The sequence below is a fragment of the Halomonas cerina genome (assembly GCF_014192215.1).
In the GTDB taxonomy this organism is placed as follows: Bacteria; Pseudomonadota; Gammaproteobacteria; order Pseudomonadales; family Halomonadaceae; genus Halomonas; species Halomonas cerina.
Genome location: NZ_JACHXP010000009.1, coordinates 143,024 through 161,335, shown reverse-complemented (window position 1 = coordinate 161,335; position 18,312 = coordinate 143,024). Strand labels below are relative to the sequence as shown.

Here is an 18,312-nt window from a genome sequence, read left to right as displayed (position 1 = left end):
TCGTGCAGTCGTGCAGTCGTGCAGTCGTGCAGTCGTGCAGTCGTGCAGTCGTGCAGTCGTGCAGTCGTGCAGTCGTGCAGTCGTGCAGTCGTGCAGTCGTGCAGTCATTCATCCCTTCCATAAGCCCATAATGCAGCAAGGCAATCGGATCATGATGCTGACCTGACCTGACCTGACCTGACCTGACCTGACCTGACCTGACCTGACCTCATCTCATAAGGCATCAAGTTGTTGATGCTGTTGCCGGGCACCGCACCGTAAATAGAGCGAAGTGGAATGCAGCGAGTGCGGTGATCGACTACGGGGCAATGGTCAAGGAAGGCTAGGCAGAACTTGTGATCAGCTTGCTGATGGAAGCCAGGAAAACCCAAGCCAGTAAGCACAAGGGAAATGTGGTGTTCGTGGTGTTGGGTGTCTCTTGTTACCCCAGACTCATAGGCAACGCATGGTAGAGAATCAGATTGGCGATATCTTGGTAGAACAGTAGGGTAGCAGTGGTGTTGCTCAGTAAGCGGCTGCTGATCACCCTTGGCGGGTGATCAATCGGCTGGTTGCCAGTGCTGGGGCAGGAGTTCGTGGCTCTGGCTGGCCTTGTGGGTCGGCAGCCGTTGCAGTACGTCCTTCAGGTAGGCGTAGGGGTCGTGGCCGTTCAGCTTAGCGGACTGGATCAGGCTCATGATGGTGGCGGCACGCTGGCCACTGCGCAGCGACCCGGCGAACAGCCAGTTCGAGCGTCCGAGCGCCCAGGGGCGGATCAGGTTCTCGACCCGGTTGTTGTCGATCGGCAGCCCGCCGTCATCCAGGTAGCGCGTCAGCGCCGCCCAGCGTTTCAGGCTGTAGTCCAGTGCCTTGGCCGTCGCCGAGCCGTTCGGTACCTTCTCGCGATGAGCCAGCATCCAGCGGTGCAGGGCGTCGGCGATGGGCCTTGCTCGTGTGTCGCGTAGTCGTTGGCGTTCTTCGGCGGTGAGCGACTGGGCCTCGCGCTCCACCTGGTAGAGCTGACCGAACAACTCGATGGCCTGCTCGGCGATCTGGCTCTTGCCGGCCACGTGCAGGTCGACGAACTTGCGCCGCGCGTGGGCCATGCAGCCGATCTCGGTGACGCCCTTGGCAAAGCTCTGCTTGTAGCCGCTGTAGTCGTCGCAGATCAGCTTGCCCTGCCACTCACCGAGGAAGTCGCGGGCATGCTGGCCGCCGCGCCCCTCGGTGAAGTCGTAGATCACCGCTTTCAACCCGGCGTAGGGCGTGGTGGCGTAGGCCCAGAGGTAGGCCCGATGCGTTTTCTTCTTGCCCGGGGCCAGCATCGGCACCGGGGTCTCGTCGGCATGCAGCACCGGCTCACTGAGCAGCAGGTCGCGCAGGGCATCGATCAGCGGCTGGAGCCGTACCCCACAGAGGCCGACCCACTCGGCCAGGGTGGAGCGCGGAATCGCCACGCCGGCACGGGCAAAGATCTGCTCCTGCCGATACAGCGGCAGGTGATCGGCATATTTGGCGATCAACACCTGGGCCAGCAGCCCCGCGGTGGCGATGCCCTTGTCGATGATCTGCGCCGGCATCGGCGCCTGGGTCAACGTCTCGCAGTGATCGCAGACCCACTTGCCGCGGATATGACGCTCGACGTGGAACACACCCGGCGTGTAGTCCAGCTTCTCGCTGATCTCCTCGCCGATCCGGCGCCGCTGGCAACCGCAAGGGCAGTGCTCGCTCTCCGGCTCATGGCGGATCTCGGTGCGCGGCAGCTCAGGGGGCAAGGGGGCGCGCTTGGGTGCCTTCCTGGTCGCCGGCGGCGCGTCGGGCGTGACCAGGTCTTCCAGCCCGGTCTCGATGGCGGCGATGTCGGCCTCCACCACCTCTTCCAGCAAGCTGATCTGCAGGGCGTTGAGCTGCTCGCTGCGCTTGCCGAACGCGTGGCGCTTGAGCAGCGCCAGTTCGTAGGTCAGCTTCTGGTTGACCTGCTCGCTGTGGCGCAGCGCCTGCTGGTTCTGCGCCAGTGCCTGCCCCTGCTGCTCAACCTGCGACATCAGCGTCGCCGCCAGGTGGCGGAGCTGATCGGGAGAGAGCTGAGACAGATCGGTCGGCATGGTCATCCGGTGAGTATGCCAGCCCTCGGGCGGGAGCGGGATTGGCGCATTAGTGAATAGCGTGCCGGGAGATTCTGTGTGCTTCCTGGCCGGGCGCGTCAGACCACCGAGATCACCCCGCCGGCGCCGAGACGCTGCCAGGGCAGGCCTTGCACCAGTGCCGTGACCTGCTCGGGACAGAGCTCGACGCGATCGCCGTGCCAGGTGCCGGTCCAGTGGAACTTGCCCTGGTTCAGGCGCCGGGCGCACAGCCAGACGCCCAGGCCATCGTGAACCAGTACCTTCATACGGTTGCCGCGGCGGTTGGCAAAGAGATAAGCGCAGTGCGGGCGAGCCGCGCCGAACACCTTCACCACCCGAGCCAGCGCGGTATCCGGGCCGGCGCGCATGTCCAGCGGCTCGGTGGCCAGCCAGATCTCGTCGATGCGGATCATGCGAGCAGCTCCCGGAGCAGCCGCCGGCAGGCGTCGGCCTCCGAGGCGGGCCACTCAACGATCACGGAGCCGCTGGGACGCGGGATCGTGAGGCGAATGCGATCCGGCGGCTGAGACGGTGGCGTGGCCGACGGTGCGGCACTGGCCAAGGGCACCGGTACAAACGCCGGGGCCTCGGTCACCGTGTCTCGCTGACGGGCGGTGCGGATCCACTTGTGGACCAGGTTGGCGTTCAGGCTGTGAGCCAGGGCAACGCCGGCCACGGAGGTGCCGGGTTGCTGGCACGCTTCGACGATCCTCGCCTTGAACGCGGCGGTGAAGCGGCGACGCTTCCGGGGTGTTTCCAACACGCTTAAGTCGGTCATGGTAGGTGTCCACTTATTGATAGGTGGACACCTACCGTCTCGGAATTCGGGGCTCAGCGGTAGATGGGATCACCGGACGCTTACGTTGCTCAGGAGAGACAGCTTTTCGTAGGTGGAGAGGAACGGCTTCATGGTGTGTATCTTCTAGTAGTTGGTGAGATGGAGTTAGAGAGTTTTGGTGATGATGTGTACTGTTTTTTGGCTGCGTTGTGAGCCTCTTTAGGAAGTGACTGGTGCCCAGTAAGGGCATTTATGGATGGGGTCCGCTTGGGAGTCTTGGAAAAGTATGTGGATATCTGTGAGACATATTTCCAGGGTCTATCCATGGGCAGAGCGGACAAAAAAACGACAAGTCTGAGGGTGGGGTGCTATGACTGTCAGAGCTACTGAGCAGGCTTCTGAATATCTTTCTTATGCAATCACCGAAGGGCGCGGAGCGCCCCCTATTCTCACTTCAGTGACTTGTGTGTCATGGGGTGTGATTAAGCTTGTATGGGAGTAATGGTAGGAAGGCAGAGGGAGGTGCCTAAAGAACCGGCCACACGAAGAAGTACCACGGGTAGTGAGATACTCACTGTCTTCCTGTGTGATGGTGTTTGGTGTGGGCTAGGTCAACCATGATAGAGGGGGCTGCTTTGTGTGAGCCAGTTGCTAGGTGGGAGGGGGGGGGCTTGGTGCCAAGGTAAGTCAGTTCTCACTACTGCCTTCGTAGGCAGGTGAGGGGTATGACAAAAACCTGAAAAACCAGTAGTGACGATGAGGGAGGAGGTGGCGAATATTTGCGGCAATTTCCCTGGGTTAAAAAAGGGGTGGTGTATCGGCTTCGTATCGTCGGTTTAGGCTGTTCAGGGAATGATAGTATATAGGGTAGAAGTCCACGTAGAAGTCTGGAGAAGTTCTCCAACCCCAGATTTTATGCGGGGTTGGAGAGTTGAGGTGATGGATGGGGGTAGGGTTAGGCTGCCGTCTTTGTACCGGTTTTGGTTGAGGAGCGCTTTGGACGTATAAGGCCAAGACCCTCAAGCTCAGCTCTAAACTCCTTCTTGTACCGCCTGAAGCTGGATTCCGAGATGCCGGCTTGCATGATCAAGTCCTTCCGCTTTCCCTGCTTGGCTTGATAGTCAGTTAGAATTCGAATGACGACGGCCCTTCGATTCTCCTTCTCCTTGTCTCGCCTTGCTGTAGGCTGCTTTGTATGGGCGTACTGGGCGTCGATGATGGCGTACCCTGGCTCGAACCAACTCTGAATGTACTTCGCATACTCCATGTCTGGGACGATGAAAAGATGCTCCTTGTTCGGGTCCGCCTGAGGATTGCGAATACTGGTACGTGCAATGCACTGGTAAGCGGCTTCGTAGCATCGCTCCGTCATGACCGCCTGGGTAATACCGTTCTCTGGTAGGTTGTGATCGACAGCAAACATCTGCAGTGACTTGACCTCAAACGGGTTGGGGCGGCTGGATGCGAGGTACACGGCATGGTCAAAGTGCCTGTAGTTATTCGAGCCATGAACCGCTATGGTGATGCGTTCGACATTTCCCCTGTCCAAGCCTGCATGTAGAGGATCGTCCTTATTGAGCACCAGGAGGCACCCCTTGGCGCCAAGGATTTGTTCAGCCACCTGCTGTGCATAGAGGGCTACGGGTTCGGGGGAGGAAACCGGTACTCCTTGGTAGCTCAATGCTTCATTGGCGGGCTTCTCCTTCAAGGTGGCAGACCAGTTTCCTCCCGCCAGGAGGGGAATGATGCGCGCTTTGTTGCTGTGCTTAGCTTCCAGATTGATTTGTGACGTGACGGGAACTTCTTGGATGGGTATTCCGCAGTGGTGCTCGGCAACAAACCCAAGTAGGGTACCTCTGAGTTGTGCACTCAGAATAGCGAAGTGAGCTACGTTACTAATGATCTGATCTAGCTTCTGCCAATGAATGGCTTGGTAGAGGCGATAGACGCGTTTTTTGGCATCACACACGGTGGTGTACATCACCTCATAGTCAGCCAGCAGGAACTCGAGGAGCGATGCTACTTCTTGGGTTGTGCTGGTATCCCGTCCCTCACGGATATTGTCGATGTAGCGCTGAACGTTCTCCTGGCTGACTGAGGGGTGGAGCACCGTCTTCTGGTAGCCCGTGTGGGATGAAGGGTGTGTCGTGAGAAAGCTCTCCCACTTGGCGCCCTGGTCCTTGGCCTCGTACCTGACTTGGATGGACTCAACCAACTCCTGAGGTACTTCATCCACGAGTAAGCGTACTTTCTTGAGCAGACTTGAATGAATGCGAGCGATTGCTGAATGGGAGGTGAAAATCACGCCAGAGTAGCCTGCGGTCAGGAGCTCACTCAGCTCCCGGATTACCGCGCCTTTGTCCGTCGATGAGTCCACCCTTACGGACGCGACAGGGTCGACCCTTTGAGCGACGATCTTTAGAAAGCCTGCGTGGTTCTGCTGGGTAAGATCGTTGGTCTTGGACGCAAAGATCACCGTCTCCTCGGAATTCTTGACCAGATAGGGATAGAGCTCCTTGAGGGTGTTGAGGCTTTTTCCACCCCCGCACCGGCTGCTGACGTGAAGAATTTCTGTGATCATGAACATGACCCTATTTTGGTGAATATAGGGTCATTGTTTCATCTCTTCCGGCAGCGTGCTGATTTATTTACAGTCAGGTCGTCCATGCAAACACATTATATGGGGTCAGTCCCCTTCCCCTCCTGCTGGCGTAGCTCTGGGTATGTCTCCAATCTCACACGTCTCCCGTGGTCCATAGGGCCGTCGCGGGGGACCGCCACCCTTGGACGTCGCTCGCTACGCTCGGACGACCGGGCTAGGTCCCTGCTCGGCCACTGGGGTTGGGGTTTGTGGCCCCCTCGCAGGTCCCAGGCCTGGACGGAGGCGCATAGCGCCCGACGTCCGAAGGCCGTAGAGGCCGATAAGGGCTGAGATAAAGGGTTCACCTTGCCTTAAATACTATATAAGGCTTTGTGACCCCCTTTTCTGCCGCCTCCTCTCTGTGAGCGTGGCGCAAGGTAGGTAGCCAGATACGGGTAGCGAGGCTATCCAAAAGGCGTCCTTCTTGCCTTCGGGGGGATGTGGGTGACCTCTCCACGGCTCCACCGCTCGACCCGCAGGCGGGCCTCGCGGTTCCGTTCCGCGTGTTCTCTCCTTCGCCAGCATGTACCGGAAGCTCGCAGCAAACACTCCCCCGCTGCGCTTCGCTGGCGGGGTCTTCTGCTGCTCGTTCCGTGCAGCTGTCTCGGACTGGTGGTCTCCTTTAATGCTCCTGAGCTTACCCCCAAGACGCCCTGCGGGCGTCTTGGGGGTGGGGGTTGAAGTTTCCGTTGCCATCCTCGGGGCAACCGAGCCTGCTAGCGTGAGCGCAGCGAGCGCGACGCCAGGCAGAGGTTGGCCCGAGGATGGCAGCGTGAACGATGGGAGCTCATGTAGGCGAAGTTCGAGCCTGGTGTCTCGACGTGGCCTTCCTGGGATCCTGAAACCAACATCCAGCTTCCCCGGGCGATTCGGTTCTCCGTACCTCACTGATGATGAGTGGGACAGGATCAGCTGATCACCCTGCCTGAGTGTTACTGGTTACGGTGGTGGCTGGAGCTGTCGCTGCTCATGAGGTGGTGGGGCCTGCTGGCCGGGACTAGCTTGAGGTGCTTGGTTTCTGGCTTGGCTGGCTAGCCTGAGGCTGCGCGTGCCTGGGCCCTCCCGCAGGGGTTAAGGGGTTTGCGTGGAGAGGCGGTGTGATACCTGGGCCGGCAGCGATCCAGGGGCAGCGGCTGGTGACGTTTACCTGAGTCAGTCTTGTTGGTTCCTGGTTTGAGAACTGTGGCAGTGCGGACATCCTGGCCTTCCTTGGCAGGAGGACTCCATGAGATCCATGTGGCGTTGCGTGCTATGAGACGACCTCAGGTCGAAGACTTCCGGCGACGCCTACGACCTCCAGCATTGACCATGGGCCTGAAGAGCGGCGTGAGAGACCGCTGACAGGGTGTGTAGGCCTTTCATGGCTTGGGGTGTCAGCGTCAGTGGCACTGGTTCACCCTTGCCTTTCAGTGTGCTTAGCTGTGTAAGATGGCTCCATCAGATATCACTGAACGCTGATCCTCGTGGACGCTTCGTTTATGGAGTGGGCGGCTAGCAACTAGCTGGTGTATTTGGTGGTAGGCCGTTCTGGTCGGAAGGGTCGCTTCTTCTCGACACTGACCTTCACGCGGATCAGCGAGGCAGGGGATGAGGAGAACGATGAAGCCAATGACTCTTCCTACTTCCCGAGGGCTCATGTCACGGTGCCCAAGGGCCTCAATTGGTGGGGGCAATTTGCTTGTCTCCCGACATGCCCTCCGCTTGGACAGGAGTCCGCCATGCACAACATGGATCTCTTCGACGACCCGACCGGCCACGAAGACGGTGATGGGAAGGGAGGCTCTCCGCCTCCTTCGGCTTCCCTGCGTGCCAAGGTGGAAGCCTTGGTTGGTGAGCTGAGGGACAAGAAAATCCAAGGGCTCTCGTCCAAGGCGAAAGCGGATCCAGAAAAGATCCGCGCCATCGAAGCCAGGTATCACCCTGACACCTGGGTGCGCCAGGTGACGGCGACCATTGCCGCGGGGAATCTCAAGCAAGCTTCTCACGTCGTCAAGCTGGTACATACCGGGGCCAGGGGCACCAATATCCTCGTTACGCCGGAGACGCTTCCCGAGCGGGATCTCGTTGGCACCCATTCGCTCGGCCCTTCCTTTACCCCTGATATCACGGTGAACAGCTCAGCGAACCTCCCCGGCAGAGACCTGTTACGAATCGAGCATCATGGAAGGACTCTGCTGGAGCTGGCCCAGGCTGAGGATCCAGAGTTGATCGACGTGCTGTCGGAGGACGAGGCTGAAGGACGCGAGATGGCGAAGGCATTGGCTCAATATGCCCAGCAGGCTCGTCCTCTGCGGGCTGATCCACGCCTTCGCCAGGTCTTTTGGCTGGTCGGGGATGATCCGGCACGTGACAGGGATTTTCATCTTCTGGTTCCGCTTTACAGTAGCTCCATGGCGGCACACCTCTATCGTGTGGTTCAGGAAGCCCGCTGGAGTGAGCCTGCCCAGGCAGCTCGCAATGCCAGGAAAGCCAACAAGTCACATCCGCAGGGCGTGACGGAGTTCCCCAATCTGGCCAGGCTCACCATTGGCGGGGCCAACAAGCAGAACGTCAGCCAAGGCAATGCACAGCGCCGGGGGGTCAATTATCTGCTGGACGCACGCCCTCCCGAGTGGCGACAACAGGCGATCCAGCCCCCACTGGGGGCCCGTTCCTTCTTTTCACTGCCATCGCACAGGCGTCAGACCTACGGCTTGGTCAATGCCCTGACCACCTTCCTCCTCAAGGATCCTACGCCCAACCGCTTCACCCATCGCCGCATCGACGGCTTGGTGGAAGCCCTCATCGATCATTTCCTGATCAGCGCGAGTGCCGTGAAATCGATCCCTGGGGGATGGAGTGCAGATGAACGCTGCCGTCTCTCCTCGGCACAGCAGGCGTGGCTCGACCCCGAGGCGGTGCAGGAGAGAGGGCCAGAAGCGTCAGGGGCTGTCTTGCCGGGGTGGCAGGATGAGGTGGCAGCAGACTTCGGGGCTTGGCTCAACCGCGAGGTCCTGCGCCTCTGCAAGCGTCAGAAGCGTGATCTCGCCCTGGGAGATAAGCAGGCCCGGGAGTGGACACGACGCTTTGGGGATCAACTCAGCTGGTTGGAGGGGTAACCCATGCCAATGCCAGATCCCCGAGGGTTGCTGATCCTGCCTCGGCTCAAGGTCCAGAATGCCAATGCCGTGTCGAGCCCCATGACCTGGGGGTTCCCGTCGATGACAGCCTTCACTGGCTTTGCCCAGGCACTGGAGCGCAGGCTGGGCGACCGCCTCGAGTTGCTGATCGACGGTGTGGGTGTGATCTGTCATCACCATGAAGCCCAGGTTACCCGTGACGGTGAGTTTTCCTTTCACCAGCCTCGCCTTCCGACCGCCAGCCGTGGAGCCGGAGTCCTGGATAGTCATGGTGTGCTCAAGACAGCATCGTTCATCGAGGAAGGACGGATGCATCTCGAGGTCACGGTAGTATTGGGCATCACTGACGGTACTGCCCTCCAGTACCCTGACGATCCAGAGGCACACGCCATCATCCGTGAAGCCGTGGTAGGCCTGCGGCTGGCCGGGGGCAGCTTCCTTGCCGACACCCCTATACACCCCGAGTTGGTAAGCCTGGGGGATGACGAGGATCAGCGTCGGGAGACATTCCGCCGGCTCACGCGACGTTGGTTACCGGGCTTTGCCCTAGTGCTGCGCCATGACTTGTTGGCGGAGCGTCTCGTCGAGATGCGCGAGACTCGACCTGAAACGACACTGATGGATGCCTGGCTCGACATGGCCGCCATGCACTGGGACTGCCATCAAGCCGACCCGGAAGGTGATGCTGAGGGGCAGGCGAGCGGTGTCGAGTGGTCGATACGCCGCCCTCCAGGATGGATCGTACCGATCCCCGTGGGGTATGGCGCGATCTCGAAACTGCACGAGCCGGGTGAGGTAGCCAATGCCCGGGACAACAAACGGTGGCTGGCTTTCACGGAAACGCTCTACTCGTTAGGCGAGTGGAAGAGCCCCCACCGGTTGACCAGTCCCCAGGCACTGCTCTGGTACATCGACAACGACCTGGAGCAGGGGATCTATCGCCTGAACAATGACTACGTCCCCAGCGATTCCACCCAACCCACGGACTGACCTGAGGTATGACGCATGGCAAGTACAAGTAAAGCCAGCAGCAAGAATGACTACAAGGCGAGCGTGCTCGCCTTCGAACGCAAGCTTGATCCGTCTGACGCCCTGCTGGCTTGCGGTCAGTGGAGTCAGCGCGATCAACCTGATGCCTGGCTCGACATCCCGGTGCGCGAGAAGTCAGTGCGTGGCACGATCTCCAATCGACTGAAGGCTGGTGAACAGGACCCGGCAAAGCTGGATGCCAAGATCGATAATCCCAACCTTCAGACCGTGGATGTGGCGACGCTTCCCGATGACGCCGATACCCTCAAGGTGCGTTTTTCACTGAAGGTGCTGGGCGGTGCCGGTATCCCCTCCGCCTGCAACAACCCGAAGCACCAGCACAGCCTTGCGACCCTGGTCGAAGACTACATTGCCGAGTATGGCTTCGAGGAGATCGCCCACCGCTACGCCTGCAACCTTGCCAATGGGCGCTTTCTGTGGCGCAACCGAATGAAGGCGGAAGACCTTGAGGTCAGGGTAAGCCTTCTGGAGCATGGCGACACGACACAGACCTGGACCTTCGATGCCCTCGAACTGGCACTCGACGACTTTGACCCTCGGACCCATGCGGCCGATGGCGTGTCAGAGATTGCCCGCATCATTGCCGAAGCGCTCAAGGGCGAGCGCCATGCTCTTCTCGTGGTGGAAGCTTTTGCCCGGGTCGGCGGTGGGCAGGAGGTCTATCCGTCTCAGGAGCTCGTGACCGTGGGCGGGGGCACCACCAAGGGAGGCAAGAGCAAGACGCTCTACAGCGTCAAGGGAACGGCCGGTATCCACTCACAGAAGGTCGGCAATGCCATTCGCACCATCGATACCTGGTATCCCCAAGCGCTTTCTTCAGCAGGGGTCGGTCCCATCGCGGTGGAGCCCTACGGGGCGGTTACGACCCGCGGCACGGCTTACCGTCCCCCCAGGCAGGATGATTTCTACACCCTGTATGACAGCTGGGTGGCGGAAGGGAAAACCCCAACGCCAGATCAGCAACACTTCGTGCTGGCGACGCTGATTCGTGGTGGGGTGTTTGGGGAAGCGCAGGACAAGGGAGAGTGATTCAATGCTGACCTCCCACTATGTGAGCATGATGTACCGTCCAAACCCGGAGATGGCTCCGGGTATTGTCTTCTCCGAACTGGTCGGCAAGCTGCACCAGGCATTGGCGGAGTTAGCGGAGTCCTCGGTCGGCATCAGCTTTCCCGGCTATTCTCTAGCCCCGGTCGGACTGGGTTATGAGTTGCGTCTCCACGGTCCTGAAGAGCGACTGGGTGCCCTCATGGCTCACCCTTGGCAGCGGGGTGTGCGTGACCATCTCATCGTTAGTGATGTCCTGCCGGTACCCGAGGACGTTCAGGGGCATCGGATCGTCAAGCGGCGTCAGTTCAAGGTCAACCTGGATCGCGACAGGCGACGCTGGTGTCGGCGACATGGCAAGGGCTGGGAAGAAGCGTTGCAAGCGCTTCCCGATAGCGTGGCAGACGTGCCAAACCTTCCTTATGTAAGACTGCAGAGTCGAACCAACGGACAACACTTTGTCCTCAACATCGAGACCCAGCCGCTATCGAGCGTTGCGACGACAGAGGGCGGGTTCAACCGCTATGGCTTGAGTGCCGGTGCCAGCGTGCCCTGGTTCTGACCCTTTTCCTTGGCGGCAGGGATGGATGCTTATAAATCAGAGGCTTGCCAAGGGTGCTAGGAAAAGGGTGGAATGCTTCCCCGAAAGGAAAGCTATGTAATATCAATGGGTTGTCGGGATCAGGTTCTAGTTCACTGCCGTGTAGGCAGCTAAGAAAACGGTGAACTCGACGAACTTCGAGGCCGGGATGTTCACTGCCGTGTAGGCAGCTAAGAAAACTGCGATACCGCGCCGGGCGTGACGCGGCAGGTTCACTGCCGTGTAGGCAGCTAAGAAATCGAGTTCGGTGCGCTGGTTCTCCTGGTGCTCGTTCACTGCCGTGTAGGCAGCTAAGAAACCTACGTGCTGGGCTTCATCAACCAGGTGCTCGTTCACTGCCGTGTAGGCAGCTAAGAAATCGGAGTTCGGCGGCACGCTGCAGCTCGTCCAGTTCACTGCCGTGTAGGCAGCTAAGAAATATGTGATCCGGGGTTCAGGGCCGGAGGACGGGTTCACTGCCGTGTAGGCAGCTAAGAAAAGGGGCGCGTGGACCTGGCGCGTTACGCGATCGTTCACTGCCGTGTAGGCAGCTAAGAAAATGACCTACGTGCGCGAGCAGCAGGTGGTGGCGTTCACTGCCGTGTAGGCAGCTAAGAAATGATCTCCACCGGCGCGAGCACCTGGGAGGTGGTTCACTGCCGTGTAGGCAGCTAAGAAATCGAGCGGCAGGCAGTCCTCGAAGTTGGTCGTGTTCACTGCCGTGTAGGCAGCTAAGAAATCGATCGGCAAGTGTCGGGCGTTGATCGTCGCGTTCACTGCCGTGTAGGCAGCTAAGAAATTGAGGTAGGCGCGCACCGGGCTCTCTGGCTTGTTCACTGCCGTGTAGGCAGCTAAGAAAAAGACCGTGCGGATGCGTCTGCGCTTCTCGCGCATGCTGCGTGACGAGAGCTACAAGCGCACCATGGAGGCCGGCGAGCGGGTCACCGAGGCGGAGCTTCTGGACGAGGCCCTGTCGGAATGGCGCAGGAAGCACAAGGTGTACCATGACGTCTGAAACCCAGGGAACCAAGGAGAATCACATGCCGTTCATTCATCGCCATCCCGGCTGGAGCCTGTTGCTGCTGGCCAGCGTGCTGGGCATCCCGGTGCTCGCCATGATCATGGGTGAGGAAGCGGTGGCCGATCCTTGGTTCACGTTGCTCTACGGACCGTTCTTCCTGTGGCCCCTGGTGCTGATCTTCTGTCTGCCGATCGTCTGGCTCGTGAAGGGCAAGGCTCCGACCCGCGCCTTCTGGGCGGGCCTGCTGCCTCTGGTCGTGCTCGGAGGGATGGCGGTACTGGGTAACCTCTGACCCTTACCCCCGGTCACTCGACCGGGGTGTCGTTATTTCCCTCGGCCTGGCGACGGAGTTTATGCACTTGCTCGCTTAGGTCAGTCGCTACCGGGTGGGAGTTGGGTAGGAGATCCGCGGCCGCCTCCAGAGCCTCCGCCTGCCACTCGGCCTTGAGGCGGGCGAGGGAGGCTTTAGGACCTTCCTCCTCTGCGCCACGATGCTCCGTTCTGGCTCCCACCCGATCTACTTGGCGTGCGTCTTGATGCGCTCCACATGTGCCGTCAGGGCATCGCGTTCTTCTACGGCCATGTCATGCTTCTGTCGCCAGTACTTGTTCACTGCCTATAGGCAGTTAAAAGCATCGACTGGTGTCGGTAGATGTTATGGGTTGGGGTCACTTTCGTATAGGCGATCCATGAACCAGAGGGGTAGCATCATCGGCGCCCCTCGTGTTCACTGCAGGACAGGAGGAAGGAGGAAGGACTAAGATACAAGGGGAAGATGTGAACAGTCGAGTAGCCACTGGATCGATGAATTGGCCATCCACACAGGTGATACGTCTTCTCGCCAGCTTGGCTGGGCTCACCCATGACCTAGGTAAGACCATCGTGGCGTTTCAGGGACGCCTGAAATCCAAGGGGCCGGTACTACCCAACCAGTATCGACATGAATGGGTGTCTCTGCGTCTCTTCGAGGCATTCGTCGGCAATGATGATGATGCGGGCTGGCTGACTCGGATGACGTGGGTCGATGGTAGTGAGTCACCCTGGCTTACGTGTCTCCAGCGGGATGGCCTGGACAGCACTCGCCCCTATCCCCTCAGGCACTTGCCTCCCGTAGCGCAGGCGGTTGCTTGGTTGATCCTCACGCACCACCGTCTCCCAGTCATGCCGGGAGAAACACCCGGCGTCGTGGGCGGTCGTCGGAAGAACCTTTCTTCCCTGCGGCTCGAACCGCTCCCCCAAAGTATCACCGCGCAGTGGAACTCCAGGGCGACAACCAGTGACCGGGAATCTGTTGTCGATTACTGGACCATGAAAGGTCCGCTTCCCGTGTGCTCCCTCACCTGGCAACGACTGGCGAGTGACACGGCATGGGAGCTTCTCGCCTGTCTGCAGGAGGTGCGTGGCGGGCAACCAAGCTGGCACCGGGATCCTTTCATTCTCCATCTCTCAAGGTTGAGCCTGGTTCTTAGCGACCATCACTATTCAAGCCTCAAACCAGGAGATCCTCACTATCTCCGGGGGGATAAGGGCTACCAGCTTGGAGCCAACACTGACCGCCAGACCCGCAAGATCAAGCAATCCCTGGATGCTCATCTTATCGGTGTGGGAACTCATGCGGAACGGATTGCCGGTCTTCTACCTGAGTTCGTTTCTTCCCTCCCGAGGCTCAAGAGTCAGGAATGTCTCGGCACCAACACCCAGCATGAGCGTTTCCAGTGGCAGAACGATGCCCATGCACTTGCGGCCAGCCTGCAGCCGGACAGCATCAGCGCTGGCTTCTTCGGTATCAACATGGCCTCTACGGGGACAGGCAAGACCGTTGCCAATGCCCGCATCCTTTACGGCCTCTCGGATCCCAAGAAGGGCAGTCGTATCACCATAGGGCTCGGGCTGCGCACCCTCACGCTTCAAACCGGTCGTGCCCTTCGTGACGTGCTGAAGCTCGATGACCAGAAGCTTGCGGTACGGGTCGGAGGGAGTGCCAGCAGAGCGTTGCTCGAGTCTTTCGAGAAGGTGGCCCAGGAGACTGGTTCCTCGTCGATCCAGGATCTATTCTCCGATGCTTCTGAGGTGATCCATGAGGGAGCCTTATTCGATCACCCTATCAGGGACTATCTCGATCGCGACTCAAATATCCAGAGTTTCCTGGCTGCACCCCTCCTAGTCTGCACCGTGGACCACCTGATGCCGGCTACCGAATGCCTGCGAGGGGGACGTCAGATTCCTCCCATGCTGCGACTGATGGGTAGCGACCTGATCCTCGACGAACTGGACAACTTCGACCTGGCGGATCTACCGGCGCTCACACGCCTGGTCAACTGGGCGGGCATGCTGGGGTCCAGAGTGCTGGTCTCTTCGGCCACGTTGCCTCCCTCCCTGGTCAGCGGGCTTTTCGATGCCTACCGGGAAGGCCGCGCCCTCTATCGGCGCCATGCCCTTGGGGAACCGCGGAAGAAGGAGGTGTGCTGCGCCTGGTTCGATGAATATGAGAGCTACCAGGCACCGAGTGGCGACCTGGAAAGCTTCCAGTCCCAACACCTCGCGTTCGCATCACGACGCGCCTCTCGGCTTCGCGAGGCTGCTCCGAAACGCAGGGCACGCCTGGCTCCCCTGCGCCACACTGCCGGGGCAGAGCACGTCCTGTATACCGAGGTAGCTGCCCGGATACGCGAAGAGGCGCTCACCCTGCACGAGCATCACCACATCACAGAGCCCACAAACGGCAAGAGACTCTCGTTCGGCTTGGTCCGTATGGCCAACATCAACCCTCAGGTCGACGTGGCCCTGGCACTCTACAGGCTGGGTGCGCCGAAGGGTGTTCGCATCCATCTCTGCACCTATCACTCTCAGTATCCCCTGTTGATGCGATCGGCCATCGAAAGAACCCTGGACAGCGTTCTCGATCGTACTGCGGGTGAGCAAGCGCCACTCTCGAACCATGCCGTGTCTCAGGCCATCGAGGCTGACGAGGCGCAGGACCACCTCTTCATCGTGCTGAGCTCCCCCGTGGCAGAGCTCGGCCGTGACCACGACTATGACTGGGCGATAGCCGAGCCCTCCTCAATGCGATCGTTGATTCAGCTGGCTGGCCGGGTGATGCGACACCGCCACACCCCCTGCACCATTCCCAATATGGTGATTCTGACGAGCAACCTTCGAGCGATCCGAAGACCGGGGCAGCCCGCCTTCCGGTTTCCGGGTTACGAATCAGAGGGGCATCGCCTAGTCTCCCACGACCTTCGCGAGATTCTGGAGGCCGATCAGTGGAGGGTCATCGACGCCCAGCCACGCATCGTCCCTCGAGATACCTTGAGTCCGACCACCAACCTGGTGGACCTTGAGCATTTTCGACTGGATAGGCTCATGGTCCGAGACGCCACGGAGCTTGCCCAGGCTGAAACCAGCGACACCCAAGAGACGAGCGAGACGCTGACGCCACGCCAGCGCAGAAAGAACCAACAGGATCGTCAGCCACCTCATCTCGGGGCCTATAGCTGGTATGTGCAACCTCAGGCGCAGCTGACCGGCGTTCTCACGCAGGCACAGCCCTTCCGGGAAGACACGCAATCTTACGAGGAGGTTTACCTGAAGCCCACCGAGGAGGATGACGACTATGCCTTGTATCGCATCGTCGCTGATCGCCAAGCCCCACAACGGGAGGCTCTCTATGATGAGCGGCTCCACCACCTCGACCTCGACGGCAGCATGGGGAAGGGTATAAGCCCCTGGGTCGTTCACGATTATCTCGAGACACTGGGAGAATTGGCCGAGGAGCTGCGCCTTTCGTCACAGGACTGTGCCTGGCGGTTTGGGCGCATCAGCCTGCCTGAGCTGGGGAATGGCGAACGCTGGCGTTTTCATCCCGCACTGGGTTTCTCCAAGGCCTCGAAAGAATAGGATGGGTCATGTGTTGCACTTGATGCATTGAGAGCTGTACACCTAAGTTGCCGCTCCTGTTAGGCTATGCCTAAGGCTGGCCCACCACCGAGGCTGATCGCCTAGACAGGGAGCGTCACATGCAAGACAAGCCATTAACCAGCGGTCAACAAACCAGCATGCTGATTTTTATCCTCATGATGATCCCCGCCATCGGCTTTCTCGGTGGGATCATTCCTGCGCTGCTGATGGTATGGGGCGTGACCATGGCAAAGCGTAATCAAGACTTCAGCTACATTCGCAATACCATGATCGCCATCAGGTGGTATCTGTACCTGCTCGCTCTCGGGGTGGGCACCACAGCAGTTGCCGTCTGGATTGACAGCTACTCGCCTGGCATCGAAGAACTCGGGCTCTTCCTCACCCCCCTGGTTCCGTTGATTTCTCTGGTTTTGGTCAGGATCATGTTTTACGAACCATTGCTTGAGCACAGGGATTGGGTGATCGAGCACGGTATCTTCAGCAATGAACATTCGGTGCAATGCGGGAACAGGTCTACCGGTCAGCGCCTCATCAGCAGGTTCTTCTCCCGCAAGGTACCCACGACCCAACCGTCAGCCCCCGTTCAGTCGGCAACCTCGTCAAACAGTGTCGAGAACTCTCCGGTCAATGAGTTGGAGCGTTGGGCGAGACTGCGTGAAGCCAATGCCATTTCGGAAGATGAGTATCGCCAAGCAAAACAAGCGCTAATGCAGCGCATGACGAACTATTGATCCAGAACTTACCACCCTAAAGTGCAACAAAGGCACCTCCATCGCAAAGACACTGATGGTGCTGGTGAAGGTTGTCGACTGAGAGCTTTTGTTCATAAATAGCTCCAAGAGCCAAAGCGCACAGGGTGGTATTGGCTGTCCGGGGGGCCGGCTGCTTGCTGCCACTGGTGGACAAAGAGCGGTGGCTGACACTGTGGTCGCCTAGCCCACAGCAATGCCAATGCAGCTGGTTATGGATGGCTTGAGCTGGGAATCGACTATGACCCTGGCTTGTTGGGCTTTCAGAAATTCACAGCTAGCTGACCACCATGGACTCTGATATTTGGCTTCCACCGAGAGAGCCGGTGATCTTGGAGTTGAGTGTCGAGGCACGGGACGTCATCGATTGCTTCATGCGATGGTGAGGCGAGGATGTATCGGATCTGGTCTCTCGAGTACTCGTGAAAGCCAAGGCACGGAGATTCGATGAGATGCGCTCTCACATCGTACTCTACCCTACGGTCGCCCATCGCCTGGGCCTACCCGACCCCAGTTGGGCACCACGCTACAATGTCTCGCCCGGCACCTGGATCACCGGCGCTCGCAGGGCATGAGCCCGAGTTCGAGCCTACCATCGATGACCTGTGGTGGGGGGTGCGCCCGAGCTGAGCCGATACCAAGTCACCTCAGCCGATCAACGCTCAAGTGGAAACCTTGGCAACCAGTCGCTATTTCAAGGGAGCCTTCTGTCATCACCGTTGCTTGATCCCTGCCAACGGGTGGTACGAGTGGGTGAAAACCTGTAGAGGCAAGCAGTCTCACTTTCTTTGCCGTGAGGATCGCGCTCTCTTGTTCCTCTCTGGAATCTGGGCCGACTACGCAGGTGGGTCGGCCTGCTGCGCTATCATCACCGAGCCGGCCCGCGGTATCGCCAAGGAGATCCACGACCGGATGCCTCTGGTACTGGCCGACGACAGCCTCGAAGCCTGGCTCGATCCGGCACTGACCGAGCGTGATGCCATCTGCAGCGCCGTACAGCACCTCGAGGCTGAGGCATTGTCGGCCTGGCCGGTGTCGGCCCGGGTCAATCGGCCGGATCAGGAAGGATCGGGTCTGATCCGACCCATGTCCCTGTAGAAACACTCTCGCTCTGTCCTGCGGCGGCAGATCAGGCAGGTGATGTCGTAGCGGCTGCCTGGCAGCGGCTTGACCTCGAAGTTCTGCCAACCCTGGCTCCCGGCGCTGCGAATCTCCGTATGCCCGCACTGGCAGATCATCACCCAGTCGCCCCAGGGGGCCGGTCTCAACTCGATCTCGTCCATTACCGTCTCCTCAAATTAGCC

Annotated in this window: 14 protein-coding genes and 1 CRISPR repeat array; of the genes, 9 read left to right on the top strand and 5 right to left on the bottom strand. The window is 59.6% G+C overall.

Translation table 11 applies throughout. The features are described from left to right. Positions 1–539 precede the first annotated feature (539 nt). From tnpC to FHR94_RS10780, 4 genes are all read right to left on the bottom strand, one after another. Complete coding sequence (gene tnpC, locus FHR94_RS10795; RefSeq protein WP_183325727.1) at positions 540–2,090, bottom strand: IS66 family transposase; 1,551 nt, start codon at positions 2,088–2,090, stop codon at positions 540–542. A 92-nt stretch (positions 2,091–2,182) separates the two neighbouring features. Next, the gene (gene tnpB, locus FHR94_RS10790; protein WP_183325726.1) at positions 2,183–2,518 is read right to left on the bottom strand and encodes an IS66 family insertion sequence element accessory protein TnpB; all 336 of its coding nucleotides are present in this window, start codon (positions 2,516–2,518) and stop codon (positions 2,183–2,185) included. Further along, the gene (tnpA, locus tag FHR94_RS10785) at positions 2,515–2,883 is read right to left on the bottom strand and encodes an IS66-like element accessory protein TnpA (protein ID WP_183325725.1); all 369 of its coding nucleotides are present in this window, start codon (positions 2,881–2,883) and stop codon (positions 2,515–2,517) included. The genes tnpB and tnpA overlap by 4 nt, the downstream gene beginning before the upstream one ends. Positions 2,884–3,838: 955 nt before the next feature. Continuing rightward, positions 3,839–5,464 (bottom strand): hypothetical protein, encoded by a 1,626-nt coding sequence (locus FHR94_RS10780; protein WP_183325724.1) that lies wholly within the window; start codon positions 5,462–5,464, stop codon positions 3,839–3,841. Positions 5,465–7,242: 1,778 nt separating this feature from the next. Here FHR94_RS10780 and csy1 point away from each other — a divergent pair. The 9 genes from csy1 to FHR94_RS10735 all read left to right on the top strand — a co-directional run bounded on the left by csy1 (position 7,243) and on the right by FHR94_RS10735 (position 18,106). Beyond that, the gene (csy1, locus tag FHR94_RS10775; protein ID WP_183325723.1) at positions 7,243–8,622 is read left to right on the top strand and encodes a type I-F CRISPR-associated protein Csy1; all 1,380 of its coding nucleotides are present in this window, start codon (positions 7,243–7,245) and stop codon (positions 8,620–8,622) included. Between the two features lie 3 nt (positions 8,623–8,625). After that, entirely contained in the window at positions 8,626–9,633 is a 1,008-nt protein-coding gene (csy2, locus tag FHR94_RS10770; protein ID WP_246389903.1) for a type I-F CRISPR-associated protein Csy2, read from the top strand. A 15-nt stretch (positions 9,634–9,648) separates the two neighbouring features. Further along, the gene (gene csy3, locus FHR94_RS10765) at positions 9,649–10,722 is read left to right on the top strand and encodes a type I-F CRISPR-associated protein Csy3 (RefSeq protein WP_183325722.1); all 1,074 of its coding nucleotides are present in this window, start codon (positions 9,649–9,651) and stop codon (positions 10,720–10,722) included. 4 nt (positions 10,723–10,726) lie between these two features. After that, entirely contained in the window at positions 10,727–11,302 is a 576-nt protein-coding gene (gene cas6f / locus FHR94_RS10760; RefSeq protein WP_183325721.1) for a type I-F CRISPR-associated endoribonuclease Cas6/Csy4, read from the top strand. Between the two features lie 129 nt (positions 11,303–11,431). Next, positions 11,432–12,179: a CRISPR direct-repeat array (repeat unit 28 nt; unit sequence GTTCACTGCCGTGTAGGCAGCTAAGAAA). Between the two features lie 6 nt (positions 12,180–12,185). Next, positions 12,186–12,335 (top strand): hypothetical protein, encoded by a 150-nt coding sequence (locus tag FHR94_RS10755; RefSeq protein ID WP_183325720.1) that lies wholly within the window; start codon positions 12,186–12,188, stop codon positions 12,333–12,335. A gap of 25 nt (positions 12,336–12,360) precedes the next feature. Further along, a complete protein-coding gene (locus FHR94_RS10750) occupies positions 12,361–12,633 on the top strand; it encodes a hypothetical protein (protein WP_183325719.1) in 273 nt (90 codons plus the stop codon). A gap of 512 nt (positions 12,634–13,145) precedes the next feature. After that, the gene (gene cas3f / locus FHR94_RS10745; protein ID WP_246389913.1) at positions 13,146–16,238 is read left to right on the top strand and encodes a type I-F CRISPR-associated helicase Cas3f; all 3,093 of its coding nucleotides are present in this window, start codon (positions 13,146–13,148) and stop codon (positions 16,236–16,238) included. A 119-nt stretch (positions 16,239–16,357) separates the two neighbouring features. Then, positions 16,358–16,990 carry an SHOCT domain-containing protein gene (locus FHR94_RS10740; protein ID WP_183325717.1) on the top strand — a complete coding sequence of 211 codons (633 nt, stop codon included), beginning with the start codon at positions 16,358–16,360 and terminating at the stop codon, positions 16,988–16,990. A gap of 684 nt (positions 16,991–17,674) precedes the next feature. Continuing rightward, positions 17,675–18,106 carry an SOS response-associated peptidase gene (locus FHR94_RS10735; protein WP_343064663.1) on the top strand — a complete coding sequence of 144 codons (432 nt, stop codon included), beginning with the start codon at positions 17,675–17,677 and terminating at the stop codon, positions 18,104–18,106. Here the strand turns inward: FHR94_RS10735 and FHR94_RS10730 are convergent. Next, entirely contained in the window at positions 18,067–18,291 is a 225-nt protein-coding gene (locus tag FHR94_RS10730) for a hypothetical protein (protein WP_183325716.1), read from the bottom strand. The two genes, FHR94_RS10735 and FHR94_RS10730, sit on opposite strands and share 40 nt — an antisense overlap. Between the last annotated feature and the right edge of the window lie 21 nt (positions 18,292–18,312).

What these genes read in the sequence shown, in the direction of transcription:
- tnpB (WP_183325726.1), bottom strand. Translation starts at nt 2,518, where the DNA reads ATGATCCGCATCGACGAGATCTGGCTGGCCACCGAGCCGCTGGACATG.
- csy1 (WP_183325723.1), top strand. Translation starts at nt 7,243, where the DNA reads ATGCACAACATGGATCTCTTCGACGACCCGACCGGCCACGAAGACGGT.
- cas3f (WP_246389913.1), top strand. Translation starts at nt 13,146, where the DNA reads ATGAATTGGCCATCCACACAGGTGATACGTCTTCTCGCCAGCTTGGCT.
- csy3 (WP_183325722.1), top strand. Translation starts at nt 9,649, where the DNA reads ATGGCAAGTACAAGTAAAGCCAGCAGCAAGAATGACTACAAGGCGAGC.
- cas6f (WP_183325721.1), top strand. Translation starts at nt 10,727, where the DNA reads ATGCTGACCTCCCACTATGTGAGCATGATGTACCGTCCAAACCCGGAG.
- FHR94_RS10730 (WP_183325716.1), bottom strand. Translation starts at nt 18,291, where the DNA reads ATGGACGAGATCGAGTTGAGACCGGCCCCCTGGGGCGACTGGGTGATG.
- csy2 (WP_246389903.1), top strand. Translation starts at nt 8,626, where the DNA reads ATGCCAATGCCAGATCCCCGAGGGTTGCTGATCCTGCCTCGGCTCAAG.
- tnpA (WP_183325725.1), bottom strand. Translation starts at nt 2,883, where the DNA reads ATGACCGACTTAAGCGTGTTGGAAACACCCCGGAAGCGTCGCCGCTTC.
- FHR94_RS10750 (WP_183325719.1), top strand. Translation starts at nt 12,361, where the DNA reads ATGCCGTTCATTCATCGCCATCCCGGCTGGAGCCTGTTGCTGCTGGCC.
- FHR94_RS10740 (WP_183325717.1), top strand. Translation starts at nt 16,358, where the DNA reads ATGCAAGACAAGCCATTAACCAGCGGTCAACAAACCAGCATGCTGATT.
- tnpC (WP_183325727.1), bottom strand. Translation starts at nt 2,090, where the DNA reads ATGACCATGCCGACCGATCTGTCTCAGCTCTCTCCCGATCAGCTCCGC.
- FHR94_RS10780 (WP_183325724.1), bottom strand. Translation starts at nt 5,464, where the DNA reads ATGATCACAGAAATTCTTCACGTCAGCAGCCGGTGCGGGGGTGGAAAA.